The 14,399-nt window shown below is 61.0% G+C and carries 12 protein-coding genes and 1 riboswitch; of the genes, 7 read left to right on the forward strand and 5 right to left on the reverse strand.

Going from position 1 to position 14,399, the window contains the following annotated elements; all coding sequences use genetic code 11:
- On the forward strand, positions 1–186 hold a 186-nt coding region (locus BM160_RS19600; protein WP_143093298.1), incomplete at its 5' end, for a transposase.
- 949 nt (positions 187–1,135) lie between these two features.
- Here BM160_RS19600 and BM160_RS19605 read toward each other — a convergent pair.
- A complete protein-coding gene (locus BM160_RS19605; protein WP_092007853.1) occupies positions 1,136–1,978 on the reverse strand; it encodes a DNA/RNA non-specific endonuclease in 843 nt (280 codons plus the stop codon).
- A 278-nt stretch (positions 1,979–2,256) separates the two neighbouring features.
- Positions 2,257–3,108 (reverse strand): ComEC/Rec2 family competence protein, encoded by an 852-nt coding sequence (locus tag BM160_RS19610; protein ID WP_255369011.1) that lies wholly within the window; start codon positions 3,106–3,108, stop codon positions 2,257–2,259.
- A gap of 272 nt (positions 3,109–3,380) precedes the next feature.
- Between BM160_RS19610 and BM160_RS19615 the strand changes: the two genes are divergently transcribed.
- Complete coding sequence (locus BM160_RS19615; protein WP_092007855.1) at positions 3,381–3,851, forward strand: RidA family protein; 471 nt, start codon at positions 3,381–3,383, stop codon at positions 3,849–3,851.
- Between the two features lie 86 nt (positions 3,852–3,937).
- Positions 3,938–4,094, forward strand: a riboswitch (FMN riboswitch).
- A gap of 87 nt (positions 4,095–4,181) precedes the next feature.
- Positions 4,182–4,721, forward strand: coding sequence for a 6,7-dimethyl-8-ribityllumazine synthase (locus BM160_RS19620; protein ID WP_092007856.1), 540 nt, complete (start codon positions 4,182–4,184; stop codon positions 4,719–4,721).
- An 87-nt stretch (positions 4,722–4,808) separates the two neighbouring features.
- On the opposite strand, the gene parC is transcribed toward BM160_RS19620, so the two are convergent.
- The 3 genes from parC to BM160_RS19635 form a co-directional block, all read right to left on the reverse strand.
- On the reverse strand, positions 4,809–7,163 hold the full coding sequence (gene parC, locus BM160_RS19625; protein ID WP_092007857.1) for a DNA topoisomerase IV subunit A: 2,355 nt from the start codon (positions 7,161–7,163) through the stop codon (positions 4,809–4,811).
- A gap of 64 nt (positions 7,164–7,227) precedes the next feature.
- Positions 7,228–8,079: a lytic transglycosylase domain-containing protein gene (locus tag BM160_RS19630; protein WP_092007858.1), complete on the reverse strand. Its 852-nt coding sequence runs from the start codon at positions 8,077–8,079 to the stop codon at positions 7,228–7,230.
- The gene (locus tag BM160_RS19635; RefSeq protein WP_092007859.1) at positions 8,079–10,058 is read right to left on the reverse strand and encodes a DNA topoisomerase IV subunit B; all 1,980 of its coding nucleotides are present in this window, start codon (positions 10,056–10,058) and stop codon (positions 8,079–8,081) included. The genes BM160_RS19630 and BM160_RS19635 overlap by 1 nt, the downstream gene beginning before the upstream one ends.
- Before the next feature lie 127 nt (positions 10,059–10,185).
- Between BM160_RS19635 and BM160_RS19640 the strand changes: the two genes are divergently transcribed.
- The 4 genes from BM160_RS19640 (at position 10,186) to bamC (ending at position 14,399) form a co-directional block, all read left to right on the forward strand.
- Positions 10,186–11,424, forward strand: coding sequence for an MFS transporter (locus tag BM160_RS19640; protein ID WP_092007860.1), 1,239 nt, complete (start codon positions 10,186–10,188; stop codon positions 11,422–11,424).
- Between the two features lie 246 nt (positions 11,425–11,670).
- The gene (locus tag BM160_RS19645; RefSeq protein WP_255369012.1) at positions 11,671–12,249 is read left to right on the forward strand and encodes a class I SAM-dependent methyltransferase; all 579 of its coding nucleotides are present in this window, start codon (positions 11,671–11,673) and stop codon (positions 12,247–12,249) included.
- 90 nt (positions 12,250–12,339) lie between these two features.
- Positions 12,340–13,224: a 4-hydroxy-tetrahydrodipicolinate synthase gene (gene dapA, locus BM160_RS19650; RefSeq protein ID WP_092007861.1), complete on the forward strand. Its 885-nt coding sequence runs from the start codon at positions 12,340–12,342 to the stop codon at positions 13,222–13,224.
- A 17-nt stretch (positions 13,225–13,241) separates the two neighbouring features.
- On the forward strand, positions 13,242–14,399 hold the full coding sequence (bamC, locus tag BM160_RS19655; protein WP_369821807.1) for an outer membrane protein assembly factor BamC: 1,158 nt from the start codon (positions 13,242–13,244) through the stop codon (positions 14,397–14,399).

The following is a 14,399-nucleotide window of genomic DNA, read 5'->3' on the forward strand; positions in this document are numbered from 1 at the left end:
GCCGTTTCGCAGCAAAAGAGAAAACTGATTGAGCAGGGCTTTGGCTGGGCCAAAACGGTGGGACGGATGCGGCAGGTCATGGTGCGCGGGCTTGAGCGGGTCGATCAGATGTTTGTGCTGACGATGGCCGCGTACAACTTGACGCGTATGCGCACCTTGGGACAAATCCGTCTGCAGGCGCAGTGAGGGGTGAAAAAAACGGCAGCAGAGCTTCAAACCAATAACAAAAGCTCAAAAAAGCACTGGAATCTCAAAATATGAAACAGAACCGCAAAAATAAACCGCTTCGAGTCAGCTGCTGCGCTGGCGCAGTGAGTATTTCAGCAGCCTGCTAGCGCCCCATGAATGACGAGGGCGGAATTTCGGCTTCTTACTTTCAAACTATTTGTACATCCCCGAATTCACTTTCAAACTATTTGGCAATTTATGCCCGGTTGACGGGTTTTTTGCCGGCGAGAGGAAATAGCTGCCGGCAAAAGGTTTGCGTTAAATGCCATTGAAAATCCTTGTTGATGACTAACTCATTCTGGAAATACCCTGTCAAACTGATTATCAACAAAACGAGTGAACTCGGTAGAATGACAGCAAAAATAGCATTTCTGCCTCTGGTTAGCCAACCTTTGATGACCGCTTCGGGCCGAGGCTGTGTGAAAACTCATCGCAGGTGACGCCGCTTCGAAAGTCGACCTCTCAGATGAGCCTAGGTTGCATTTTTTCGAATACGCCAAGGGGTCAAGGACCCCTGAAAACATGGGGCAGCGACGTTTTAACACAGCCTCGGCCCTTTGCTGTCCGTGGTCAGCACCAGCATCTTGGTCAGCTCCAATCGGCATGGCGGTCAACGATGCCTAGCGCCCGCAGACCCATCCCGCGTTCTTCCGGAGAAGCCCTGTTCGTGATATCTTGCCAACATGACTAATCGTGATTCGTCCTTCTCGAGCACCTCAGCCCCTTCTCAGGGGAATCAGGCCTTGCCCGAGAAAAAGGACCTTCGGCAAGTGCCCTTGCTGACACCGGCACAGTCACGGTTCTATGAGGGGCTGGGTCGCAGCAGCGCTTTCTCGCTCGAGAACCTTGTCAAGAGAGCGAACACTAAAGTTCGCTGAGCCACGGAAAGTCCCGGCAGGGCCTGACCTCACTTGATTGCAACGCCGGGCACCCACGCCATTCCCGTGCGTCGCTCCAACTCGCCATAGCTGATAGGCCTCCCCGGGCGAGCATCAGCAGAGTTCGGTTGCCAGTGCGCCCAGGCCCTCTGGGTCGTCGCGTCGTACACCAACTTGAAGAGATGACTTGGCACGCGCACCTGGTTGGCGCCTACGGTTGGGCCACCTGGCTCAAAAACAGGGCCTGTGATGACATACACGTCGCCCTTGGCGCGCATGACGTACGACCGTGTGTCCGTCTCTATCTTTGCCCAAGAACCAGAGTTCTGTTGCGGATTCTGCGGGACCATATTGGCCAAGCTGAATGACTGCGCCATAGCGGCAGCGCTGAACATGTCCCCGGCTGGCGCCATGTGCCCCCTGGCGTAGCCAGACCCCTTGTAATCACTGAGTTCGGCCCGCTCGGCCCGGGGCAGGCGAGCATCCGCGAAGAACCTGTCTGAACGCTTTTGCTCACGTGCTTGCAGCAAGAGCTGGCGATTCAGGCGTTCTGCGACGAAAACCGGCGTGCGCGTACTGCCACTGTGAAGCACCGCGAACGCGTCATAACAAAGCTCACGCAGCTTCGGCGCCCTTGGTGTAAGGGGTGCGACTCCGCCGGCGAAAAATTGCGGGCAGGCTGCAAAGCCGGATGAAACCGTAGCAGCGGGGCGCTCGACGGTGGGCCCGGATGCGGTGGGCTGAAACCCACAACTCGTCGTCTGAAGTGCAACTGCGCCTGCGATGACGAGCGCGACTCCAAATCGGCGCAGGGTGTCGGAGGGGCGGCTCTTGATTGAGCTACGGCGCTTACGAGGCTTCTTCTTAGTCATTCAGGCGACCAGTGTACGGCCGCCTCCTTCGTGGAAAGCCAGCTCCCGGGACCGAGTGCATCGGCCTTTACAGCTTCTTCAAGTAGCTAACGGCGCCCTTCATAGTTCGTCAGCTTCCGACATGCGTTCAGTCGAATTGGCGAGCACTTTCAAACTATTTGTCAATTTTGCCAAACCGCGCCCTCTTCGCCACTTTCGAACTATTTGTCAATCCGATTATTTGGAAAAATTAAATACTCAATAGAATCAATGACTTGCGTAAAATTTTACTTTCGAACTTAATTGTCAATGGCCAGCTCAATCGCGTTCTGATCGCCCACCACCAGCGCCGCCAGCACGCCGGCCCACTGGCGATTGCTGACGCGCTGGTAAATCGCCTCGCGCACCGCCTGGCGGGCGCGCTCCACCGGGTGCGCCCAGCTGCTGGCCAGCTTGCGCGGTGGTGCATCCTGCGGCCCGGCACGCACATAGCCGGTGGCTTGAACGCCCTGTTCCCAGAGCCAAAGCTCGTAGTCAAAACCGTGCGGATTACTGTTGCCGTGGGGCGCTTTCAGCCGCACCGTCATCTGCCAGCGCTCGCCGGCGCACAGCGGTTGCGGCTGGCGCTGCAAGGCCTGCTCCGAGGCATCGCCGCCCTCTGCCGCTGCGCTGGGGCTGTCGCGCCCGCCAAAACCCTTGTACCAACCCAGCAAGAGCTGCGGCGGCAGCTGCACCGCTTGGCCGTCGAGCTGGGCCGAATCCAGCCCGAAGCGAAAGCGCACCGCATCGTCACCAATCTGCGGCATGGCCAGCACCGTGCCGGTCACCGCAATGTCTTGCCCTTGCAGCGCCGGGTTCAAATTGTCAGCCTGAAAAACGCTGGCCCGCCAGCCCGTCAGGCCAGAACCAAGCAGAGCAGCCAGCAGGAAAACGATCGCTGCTTGGCCGCGCAGGGCTTTTTGCTGGCGCAGTACCAAGCCAAGCCCAAGGGCCAGCAGCAGAGCAGCCAGTGCCGTCAACACGCCATAGCTTGAAGCCGGCCATAGCGCGGGCTGCTGCAATTGCATGGCCACACCGGCGACAAAACCGGCAAAGCACCAGCCCGGGCCCACTAGGCCAGCCGGCATTTTGGACAACACAGAAAACCCCACGCCCGGCCTCCCTGATGACTTGTTGGTGGCCTGGCTAGGTCGCCAGGGCCTTGATGCGCCAGCGTAACGCAAAGCCTGCCTGGGCTCTTTTAATGCCATCTTGCGGAACTGCCCTGCCCCTCAAATGACCGCCTGATTGGCACCTAGGCTTGCGTTAAGATGCACAAGCAAACCGGCTAGCCAGCTATATCTTTCATAGCAACATGCAGCCACAATCATTGGGCTAGCGCCTGATTTGAATCACATTCCCTTCATCACACCAGGAGATCAGCATGAGTACCGCAACGCACAACATCTATGACAAGCTCAAGGCCCTGAACATCACCCTGCCCGAGGTCTCCACACCGGCAGCGGCCTACCTGCCTTTTGTGCAGACCGGCAATCTGGTCTTCCTGAGCGGCCACCTGGCCAAGAAAGACGGCAAGGTCATCGTCGGCCAACTGGGTAAAAACGTCAGCACCGAAGAAGGCAAGCTGGCCGCCCGCGCCATCGCCATCGACCTGATGGGCACGCTGCACGCCGCCGTCGGCGACCTGAACAAGGTCAAGCGCATCGTCAAGGTAATGAGCCTGGTGAATTCAACCGGCGACTTCACCGAACAGCACCTGGTCACCAATGGCTGCAGCGAGCTGCTGGCCGAAGTCTTTGGCGATGCCGGCAAGCACGCCCGCAGCGCCTTTGGCGTGGCGCAGATTCCCATGGGCGCCTGCGTGGAAATCGAGATGATTGCCGAGGTCGGCTGAAGCCAGCTAAACCGAGCGTGACTTTGACGCCCAAGCGTCGTCACCTCACGATTTAGAATATGAAGGTCCCGGTCATTTCGCCGGGGCAGCGTTCTCAGGGCGGGGTGAAACTCCCCACCGGCGGTGTTTGCAGGCAACTGCATCAGCCCGCGAGCGCCCGCTCTTCTTCATCGAAGAGCGGGGTCAGCAGATTCGGTTCAACTCCGAAGCCGACGGTCATAGTCCGGATGAAAGAGAGCGCGATGCTGGTGGCTGCGCCGCGCTTTTGCGTGCGGGTGTGGCCGCAGGCTCGTGCGCCCTGATTCTGGTAAACCCTTTTCGTAGGCACCCATGAGTCAGACTGACCTTAGCAATATTTCCACCCACCAGCGCTCCGGCGCATCGACCGCCTTGGTCGCTTCCGGTGCGTCACATCAACCCCGTTTTGCCTTCATCCAGTCGTCCTGGCACGAGGACATCGTGGACAACGGCCGCATCGCCTTTCTGCTCGAAATGGCCCAGCATGGCATCGCCGCCGAGGCCGTAGACCAATTCCAGGTGCCTGGCGCCTTCGAGATTCCGCTGCATGCCAAAAAGCTGGCGCAATCCGGCCGCTATGCGGGCGTGGTTTGCTGCGGCCTGGTGGTCGATGGCGGCATTTACCGCCACGATTTTGTGGCCAGCGCGGTGATCGACGGACTGATGCGGGTGCAGCTCGATACCGGCGTGCCGGTGTTTTCGGTGGTGCTGACACCGCTGCATTTCCACGAGCATGAAGAGCATCGCCGCTTCTTCACCGAGCACTTTCTGACCAAGGGCAAGGAAGCGGCCCAGGCCTGCGTGAAAACGGTGGCCAGCCTGCGGCAAGTCGACACGCTGCTGAGCGCCTAAGCGCTGCGCCGCTCCTGGTGAGCGGCGCATCCACTATCAAATCAATAGCATCTAGCACCCGCGCCTTCTGGGCTGCGGGAACTTTTCTTACTCAACGCGCAAAATGCCGGTCGGTTTGAAGCCCAGATCGGCGGCCTTGCCCTTGCGCGCACGGGCGGCGCGGGCATTGTTCAGGCTGCGGATTTCCAGCGTTTCTTCGCGCTCCTTGCCACCACGGCCTATGCCCTCTATCTTCACGCTACGGGTGTAGGCCGCCGCGCCTGCCAAGGTGTCCTTGGGCTCCAGGTCTATCAGCATCAGGCCGCGCCCGCCCTTGTCCATCTGTTTCAGCTCGCTGATCTCGAAGGTCAGGATGCGGCCGCCGGTGGAGGCGCAAGCCACATGGCTGGCCGCCGGCACGGGCTGCGCGCCGCTGCTGCCCTTGGCATGCGAGGGACGGCAAATGCTTTCGCCTTCGCCCAGGCTGATAAAGGCCTTGCCGCTCTTGTTGCGTGAAATCATGCCCTCTACCGTGGCCAGGAAACCATAGCCACCCGAGCTGGACAAGAGCAGCGTGGCTGGCGCCGGCCCGGCAAAATAATGCAGCAACTGGGTGCCAGATTCCAGCTCTATCAGGGTCGTGACCGGCTGTCCATCGCCGCGGCCGCCCGGCAACGCGGCCACCGGCACGGAATAGACCCGGCCGTTGCTGCCAAAGGCCAGCAGGGTATCGACGGTGCGGCATTCAAACGTGGCATACAGCGCGTCGCCGGCCTTGAAGGCAAAGCTGGCTGCATCGTGGCCCTGGCCGCCGCGGGCGCGCACCCAGCCCTTGCTGCTGACCACCACCGTGACCGGCTCGTCCAGCACCTTGACTTCCAGCACGGCTTTTTTCTCGGCCTGGATCAGGGTGCGGCGGGCGTCGGCAAACTGCTTGGCGTCGGCCTCGATTTCCTTGATCAGCAGCCGACGCAGCGCCGACGGGCTGGCCAGAATTTCTTCCAGCTTGCCCTGCTCTTCGCGCAAGCTTTTGAGCTCCTGCTCGATCTTGATGGCTTCCAGCCGCGCCAGCTGGCGCAGGCGGATTTCCAGAATGTCTTCGGCCTGGCGCTCGCTCAGACTGAAACGCTCTATCAGCGCCGCCTTGGGCTCGTCGGCCTGGCGGATGATGGCAATCACCTCGTCAATATTGAGCAGCACCAGGTGCCGGCCCTCAAGAATGTGAATGCGGTCCAGCACCTTGTCGAGCCGGTGCTGCGAGCGCTTTTGCACCGTGGTCTGGCGAAAAGCAATCCATTCCGTCAGGATTTGCCGCAAAGACTTTTGCGTCGGTTTGCCGTCCAGCCCGATCATGGTCAGGTTGATGGAGGACGAGCTCTCCAGGCTGGTGTGGGCCAGCAAGGTATTGATGAGCTCGGACTGCTCGATCTTGCTGGTCTTGGGCTCGAACACCAGACGCACGGCGGCGTCCTTGCTGGACTCGTCGCGCACCACGTCGAGCACTGACAGCATGGTTTGCTTGAGCTGCACCTGGTCCTGGCTGAGCGCCTTTTTGCCGGCCTTGATCTTGGGGTTGGTGATTTCCTCGATCTCTTCCAGCACCCGCTGGGTGCTGACGCCGGGCGGCAGCTCCTGCACCACCAGCTGCCATTGGCCACGCGCCAGGTCTTCGATTTTCCAGCGCGCGCGCACCTTGAGCGAACCCCGGCCGGTGCCGTAGGCCGCAGCGATCTCGGCGGCGCTCGAAATGATTTGTCCGCCGCCCGGGTAATCGGGACCGGCAATCAAGGTGTAGATCTCATCATCGCCCAGCGCCGGGGTTTTGATCAGGGCGATACAGGCATCGGCCACTTCGCGCAGGTTGTGGCTGGGGATTTCGGTGGCCAGGCCGACGGCAATACCGCTGGCGCCATTGAGCAGGGTAAAGGGCAAACGCGCCGGCAACTGGCGCGGCTCCTCGAAGGAGCCATCGTAGTTCGACACAAACTCCACCGTGCCTTCGTCGAGCTCGTCGAGCAGCAAGGTGGTGATGCGCGCCAGCCGCGCCTCGGTGTAACGCATCGCCGCCGCACCGTCGCCGTCGCGCGAGCCGAAATTACCCTGGCCGTCGATCAGCGGATAACGCTGGTTGAAGTCCTGCGCCATGCGCACCATCGCGTCGTAAGCGGCCTGGTCGCCATGGGGGTGGTATTTACCCAGCACGTCGCCGACGACACGCGCGCTTTTGACCGGCCGGGCACCTGTGGCGCCATTGGGGCCGCCAAAGCCCAGGCCCATGCGCGCCATGCTGTACATGATGCGCCGCTGCACCGGCTTTTGGCCGTCGCAGACATCGGGCAGCGCCCTGCCCTTGACCACGCTCAGCGCGTATTCAAGGTAGGCACGCTGCGCGTAGGCGGCAAGGCAGTCCTGGTCGGCGGGTTCTGGCGTTTGGGCAACATCTGCCGGCGTAAATAAGTCCATCGTGAATTAGGTATTGCGGGTTAAAACAGGTGTGTGTTGCTGGCGCGCGCCAAGGCGCGGCCCTTCAATTGCGCTCGGTCCCGGTCTCAGGCTCGGTGACTGGCAGCGGCGCGAGTGGAAGCCGATGACCACGGCCCATGCTGCCGCCCATCATTTCCATGCGTACCCGGCCGGCGCCGGTCATCATGCGCTGCGGCTTGAGCTGCGTGTAGAGCTGCATCACGGTTTTGACGTAATTTTTCGTCTCGGGGTAGTTGGGTATCTTGTTGCCCGCCCGCTGTACCGCGCCCTCGCCGGCGTTATAGGCGGCCAGCGCCAGCTCGAGCTCGCCGGGGAAAAGCTTGATCAGATAGCTCAGGTAGCTGGCGCCGGCCCGGATGTTGGTCTTGGGGTCGGTGAGCTTGGTCTGAACCGGTGAATGCTTGTCGGTGCGCACACCATAGCGCTCGGCCGTGGGTGGAATCAGCTGCATCAGACCGACCGCGCCTCTTGCAGACACCGCGTAAGTATCAAAGCCGGACTCGGTGGCGATCAGTGCTTGCAGCAATTCGTAGTCTATGCCGTGCGTCAGAGAAGCTTCGCGCAGCAAGTGCTTGACCGCCTTGTAGTTGGGCGATATTTCAAAATACGTCAATAGCTTGGGCGGCGCGGCGGCCACGCCAGCGCCTTGCGCCGCGCTGTCGCCAGCGGCTTTGCCAGCGTTGAATGCATCGCCGTTGCGAAAGAAAAGCTCGTAGCGCTCATCGAGTTGCTGCGCCGAAAAGTGCGTGACGCCCTTGGCGTCGACATAGGCCCAAACATCGGCCCGCGCTGCTGTCGTCGTGAGCAGGGCCGCCAGCGTCAGCAGCAGCGCGGCCAGCCGCCGAAGCGGCGGGGCAGCATGCAGCGCAGACAACAAGGGCAGGCCAGGCTTCATCAAATATCGATTTCCACGGCGTCGCCGTGCAGCTCCATCAGCTCGCGGCGCGCCGCCGCTTCGCCCTTGCCCATCAGCTTGGTGATCAGGCCTTCGGTTTGCAAAAAGTCCTGATTGCCCAGTTGCACCGGCAAGAGGCGGCGGGTGTCCGGATTCAGCGTGGTGTCCCACAATTGCTCGGCACTCATTTCGCCCAGGCCCTTGAAACGGCTGATGCTCCAGGCGTTTTCGCGCACCCCATCCTTGCGCAGCTTATCCAGTATGGCGGTCAACTCGCCCTCGTCCAGCGCATAGACCTTGGAGGCCGGCTTTTTGCCGCGCGCCGGCGCATCCACGCGGAACAGCGGCGGCCTGGCCACGTACACGTTGCCGGACTCTATCAGCTTGGGGAAATGGCGGAAAAAGAGCGTCAGCAGCAGCACCTGGATGTGCGAGCCGTCCACATCCGCATCGCTCAGGATGCAGATCTTGCCGTAACGCAGGCCGCTCAAATCAGGCGTGTCCTTGGGGCCGTGCGGATCGATGCCTATGGCCACGGAAATATCGTGAATTTCGGTATTGGCAAACAGGCGGTCTCTGTCGACCTCCCAGGTGTTGAGCACCTTGCCGCGCAAGGGCAATATGGCCTGGTTTTCCTTGTTGCGACCCATCTTGGCGCTGCCGCCGGCGGAGTCGCCCTCGACCAGAAAGACTTCGTTGTGCGCCAGGTCGCGGCTTTCGCAATCGGTCAGCTTGCCGGGCAGCACGGCCACGCCAGAGCCCTTGCGCTTTTCGACCTTCTGGCCGGCTTTTTGCCGGGTTTGCGCCGCCTTGATGGCGAGTTCGGCCAGCTTTTTGCCGTAGTCCACATGCTGGTTGAGCCACAGCTCCAGCGCCGGACGGACAAAGCTGGACACCAGCCGCACGGCGTCGCGCGAGTTCAGGCGCTCCTTGATCTGGCCCTGGAACTGCGGATCCAGCACCTTGGCCGAGAGCACATAGCTGGCGCGGGCAAACACGTCCTCGGGCAAGAGTTTGACGCCCTTGGGCAGCAGACTGTGCAACTCGATAAAACTCTTGACGGCCGTGAACAAGCCATCGCGCAGGCCGCTCTCATGGGTGCCGCCGGCACTGGTCGGAATCAGATTGACATAGCTCTCGCGCACCGGCTGTCCGTCTTCCGTGAAGGCCACGCACCAGCCGGCGCCCTCGCCTTCGGCAAAGCTGTCATGCGAGGCATCGGCAAAGCCCTCGCCCTCAAACATGGGAATCACCAGATCGCCGTTGAGCGTCTGCATCAGATAGTCGCGCAGACCGCCTTTGAAAACCCAGGTCTGGGTGTCGTTGCTTTTCTCTATGGTCAGCGACACGCTGACTCCGGGCATCAGCACCGCCTTGCTGCGCAGCAAATGCGTCAGTTCGGCCATGGGCAGCGTCGCCGATTCGAAATACTTGGCATCGGGCCAGGCGCGCACGGTGGTGCCGGACTTGCGATCGCCGCTCACCGCCTTGCGCACGCTCAGCGCCTCGATCACGTCGCCGCCGGAAAAGACCAGGCTGGCAACGCTGCCTTCGCGGTAGGAAGCGACTTCCAGCCGCGTCGACAGTGCGTTGGTCACGCTCACGCCGACGCCGTGCAGGCCGCCGGAAAAGCTGTAGGCGCCGCCCTTGCCCTTGTCGAACTTGCCGCCGGCATGTAGGCGGGTGAACACCAGCTCGACCACCGGAGCCTGTTCTTCAGGGTGCAGGCCAAAGGGAATGCCGCGACCGTCGTCTTCTATCGTCACCGAGCCATCGGTGTGCAAGATGACCTTGATCTTTTTGCCGTGCCCGGCCAGGGCTTCGTCGGCCGAGTTGTCCAGCACTTCCTGGATGATGTGCAGCGGATTGTCGGTGCGGGTGTACATGCCCGGGCGTTGCTTGACGGGCTCCAGGCCCTTGAGCACGCGGATCGAGCCTTCGGAATAAACGGGAGGTACGGTAGGTAGTTTGTCGGCCATGGCAGATGAAATGATTGCGGTAATTGTAGACCCGGCCAATCAAGCAACTGTACAAATATCCAGTTAATTGGCAATTCGAGTGTCCGAGCTCAGAGCGAGCCCGAAACAATTTCGATACAGTCAGGGCATGGTTTCAAGCCCCTCCTCTCCTTCAAAACAACTCTCCATGCTTCAGCTGCTGGCCTGCGGCGCGGCCATCGTGACCCTGTCCATGGGCATACGCCACGGTTTCGGCCTGTGGCTGCAACCCATCACCCAGGCACAGGGCTGGACCCGCGAGACCTTTGCCTTTGCGCTGGCCGTGCAAAATCTGGCCTGGGGCGTTTTTGGCATTTTCGCCGGCATGGCGGCCGACCGCTTTGGCGCCTTCCGTGTCATCGTCGGCGGTACCTTGCTGTACGCCCTAGGCCTGGTCGGCATGGCGCTGTCGCCCACCGGTTTACTCTTTACCCTGACCGCCGGGGTGTTGATTGGCGCGGCCCAGGCGGGCACCACCTATGCCGTGATTTACGGCGTGATAGGCCGCCATATATCGGCCGAAAAACGCTCCTGGGCCATGGGCGTGGCGGCGGCGGCGGGCTCGTTTGGCCAGTTCCTGATGGTGCCCATCGAAGGCTTTCTGATCAGCAGCCTGGGCTGGAAAGAAGCGCTGCTGGCTCTTAGCCTGGCGGTCCTGCTGATCGTCCCGCTGGCGCTAGGCCTGCGTGAAAAAGGCTCGGTCACCGGATCGAGCGCCAAGCGCGATCAAACCATAGGCCAGGCGCTGCGGGAGGCGCTCAAATACCCCAGCTTTCAGCTGCTGATGGCGGGCTATTTTGTGTGCGGTTTTCAGGTGGTGTTCATTGGCGTGCATATGCCCAGCTATCTCAAGGACAAGGGCTTGTCGCCTCAGGTGGCCAGCTACGCGCTGGCGCTGATTGGCCTGTTCAATGTGTTTGGCACCTATGCGGCGGGCGCGCTGGGCCAGCGCATCGCCAAAAGAAAAATCCTGGCCACGATTTACCTGTCGCGTGCCGTTGTCATCGCGGTGTTTCTGGCCGCGCCGCTGAGCCCGCTCAGCGTCTATATTTTTTCCGCCCTGATGGGCCTGCTGTGGCTTTCGACCATTCCGCCCACCAATGCCGTGGTGGCGCAAATCTTCGGCATCCAGCATTTGTCCATGTTGAGCGGCTTTATCTTCTTCAGCCACCAAATCGGCTCCTTCATGGGCGTCTGGCTGGGCGGCTATCTCTATGACCGCAGCGGCAGCTACGACATCGTCTGGTACCTGGCCATTGCACTGGGCGTGTTTGCCGCACTGATCAATTTACCGGTGCGAGAAACCCCGATTGGCCAGCGTGGCGGCGAACTGCCGCAAGGGGCCTGAAATGCTCGCCAGGATCGCGCTATGGATGCTAATCATCAGCGCATCGCTGGGCGTCTTCATGCTCTACACAAGGCCGGACTTCCTGTTCACCCTGGCCAACCAGGCCTGGGCCTGTTTCTAGAGGAAGTTTTGCTCATTTAGGCCTTCAGCCCAATCGGGACGGGCGAGACAAGCTATAAAAATCATAGTGATTTCGCTCCCGGCGGCGCAAGCAAACGCCAGGCGAGCAACCCATTGAAAGTTGACATGGAAAAAGATGAACAGCGCCACGGCATGGAGCCGCCCTCACCTTGGGTGCAGCGCTGGTCGCATCTGGTCGCGCCGGGCGGCGTGGTGCTGGACGTGGCCTGCGGCCATGGCCGCCACGCCCGCTGGTTTTATGAGAGAAATCACCCGCTAGCCCTTGTGGACAGGTCGCAGGAAGCTATTGAATCCATAGCAACAGCCATACCGTCTTGCGACGCCGTGGTGGCCGACATCGAAAACGGCCCCTGGCCATTTGCCGGCCGGCAGTTCGACGCGGTCGTCGTCACCAACTACCTCTGGCGCCCGCTTTTGCCCACCCTGCTGAACAGTCTGGCGCCCGGCGGTGTGCTGATTTACGAAACCTTTACCCAGGGCAACGAAACCGTCGGCAAGCCTTCGCGCCCCGATTTTTTACTGCGCCCCGGTGAACTGCTGGATCTGTGTCGCCAACTGCGCATCGTGGCTTTTGAAGATGGCTTTCAGGCCGGACCACAGGGACAAACACCGCGTTACATTCAGCGCATTGCCGCCGTTCGCAGCATGCCATCGGCCAAGCCGCCGCGCTACGAACTGCCTTAGGCTCTGGGTAGAATGTAAGATTGCCTTTTTCGGGCCGGCCTCCACGGATTGTGAAGACCACGCCTCAGGCCACCACGTTACAAACAAGACATGAAAACCATTACTGGCAGCATTGTTGCTCTCGCAACGCCCTTGCATGAAGACGGCAGCGTGGACTATCCCACTCTGCGAAAACTGGTGGACTGGCATATCGCCGAGGGCACCGACTGCATAGGCGTGGTGGGCACCACCGGCGAATCGCCCACCGTCAACGTCGAAGAGCACTGTGAAATCATCCGCGTCTCGGTGGAGCAGGCCAACAAGCGCGTGCCCATCATGGCCGGCTGCGGCGCCAATTCGACCGCCGAAGCCATAGAACTGGCCAAGTTTGCCAAGCAAGTAGGCGCCGACTGCCAGCTGCAAGTCGTGCCCTACTACAACAAGCCAACGCAAGAAGGCCAATACCAGCACTTCAAGGCGATTGCCGAAGCCGTGGGCGACTTGCCCACGGTGCTCTACAACGTGCCTGGCCGCAGCGTTGCCGACATGCAGCACGCCACCGTGCTGCGCCTGGCCCAGGTGCCCGGCATTGTGGGCATTAAAGAAGCCACCGGCAACATCGAGCGTGCTCAGTGGCTGATCAAGGAAGTCCCCAAGGGCTTTGCCGTCTATTCGGGCGACGATCCGACCGCCGTGGCACTGATGCTTTGCGGTGGTCAGGGCAATGTCAGCGTGACGGCCAACGTTGCGCCCCGCTTGATGCATGAGCTGTGCGTCGCCGCCCTGGCCGGCGATACCCGTCGCGCCATGGAACTGCAATTCAAGCTGCTGGACCTGCATCGCAACCTGTTCATCGAAGCCAACCCGATTCCCGTCAAATGGGCCATGGCCCGTATGGGACTTTGCGGCGGCACACTGCGCCTGCCCATGACGCCACTGGAAGCTTCGAACGAAGCCGCCGTGGAGAGCGCTCTGCGCGCCTGCGACCTGATTTGATTTTTAAGGGAATCCAAGTGAAGACATTGCCGACATTGCATCTGCGCCCTGCTTTTCTGAACACCCGAAGCGCTGCCAGCGTCTGTGCGCTGGTGGCCATCAGCCTGCTGGCAGGCTGCTCCAGCCTCAAAGACACCATGGAAGGTGAACGCGTCGATTACAAATCGAGCGGCGCCAAAGCCCCTTCACTGGATATTCCACCCGATCTGACCCAGCTCAGCCGCGAAACCCGCTACGTCGTGCCCGGCACGGCCGTGACGGCCAGCAGCTACCAGGTGGGCCAGCCCACCCAGACCGTCCCCACAGCCGCAGCCACGGTCGGCGATGTGCGCATAGAGCGCGCAGGCAGCCAGCGTTGGCTGGTGGTAAACCGTCCGGCCGACAAACTCTGGTCCCCGGTGCGTGACTTCTGGATGGAAAACGGATTTTTGCTGGCTCAAGACCAGGAAAACCTGGGCATCATGGAAACCGACTACGCCGAGAACCGCGCCAAGTTGCCGCAGGATTTCATTCGCAGCACGGTCGGCAAGGTGCTTGAGGGCCTTTACTCCACCGGAGAACGTGACAAGTTCCGCACCCGTCTGGAACGTCGGCCTGACGGCGGCACCGAGATCTACATCAGCCATCGCGGCATGATCGAAGTGGTTACCGGTGCCAAGGCCGGAAGCTCCGTCACGGGCGACAGCACCATCTGGCAACCCCGTCCCGCCGATCCAGAGCTGGAAGCTGAATTTTTGCGCCGCATGATGATCAAGCTGGGCGTGACGCAAGAACAATCCAAAGCACTGATTGCCGCCGGCGCAGGCCAGCAAACCTCGCGTGTTGCCACGGTGAACAACTTGCCGGTCGTGCAGATCGATGAAGGCTTCGAGCGCGCCTGGCGCCGTGTCGGTTTGGCACTGGACCGGACCGGCTTTACCGTTGAAGACCGCGACCGCAGCCAGGGCACCTACTTCGTCCGCTATGTCGAGCCGACGACAGGCAAGGCTGAGCCCGGATTTTTCAGCAAGCTCTTCAGTGGCTCAGCCGCTGCGACGGGGCCACTGAAATACCGCATCACCCTCAAGAGCCAGGGCGAAAGCACCACAGTGTCCGTCCTCAACGCCCAAGGCGCGCCTGACTCGTCGGTCAATGCTCAGCGCATTGTGCAGGTGATTGCCGACGACCTGAAGTAA

The organism is Polaromonas sp. OV174, assembly GCF_900112285.1.
Taxonomy (GTDB): Bacteria; Pseudomonadota; Gammaproteobacteria; order Burkholderiales; family Burkholderiaceae_C; genus Polaromonas.

What these genes read in the sequence shown, in the direction of transcription:
- BM160_RS19630 (WP_092007858.1), bottom strand. Translation starts at nt 8,079, where the DNA reads ATGAAGCCTGGCCTGCCCTTGTTGTCTGCGCTGCATGCTGCCCCGCCG.
- BM160_RS19640 (WP_092007860.1), top strand. Translation starts at nt 10,186, where the DNA reads ATGGTTTCAAGCCCCTCCTCTCCTTCAAAACAACTCTCCATGCTTCAG.
- dapA (WP_092007861.1), top strand. Translation starts at nt 12,340, where the DNA reads ATGAAAACCATTACTGGCAGCATTGTTGCTCTCGCAACGCCCTTGCAT.
- parC (WP_092007857.1), bottom strand. Translation starts at nt 7,163, where the DNA reads ATGGACTTATTTACGCCGGCAGATGTTGCCCAAACGCCAGAACCCGCC.
- BM160_RS19635 (WP_092007859.1), bottom strand. Translation starts at nt 10,058, where the DNA reads ATGGCCGACAAACTACCTACCGTACCTCCCGTTTATTCCGAAGGCTCG.
- BM160_RS19615 (WP_092007855.1), top strand. Translation starts at nt 3,381, where the DNA reads ATGAGTACCGCAACGCACAACATCTATGACAAGCTCAAGGCCCTGAAC.
- BM160_RS19605 (WP_092007853.1), bottom strand. Translation starts at nt 1,978, where the DNA reads ATGACTAAGAAGAAGCCTCGTAAGCGCCGTAGCTCAATCAAGAGCCGC.
- BM160_RS19620 (WP_092007856.1), top strand. Translation starts at nt 4,182, where the DNA reads ATGAGTCAGACTGACCTTAGCAATATTTCCACCCACCAGCGCTCCGGC.
- BM160_RS19645 (WP_255369012.1), top strand. Translation starts at nt 11,671, where the DNA reads ATGGAAAAAGATGAACAGCGCCACGGCATGGAGCCGCCCTCACCTTGG.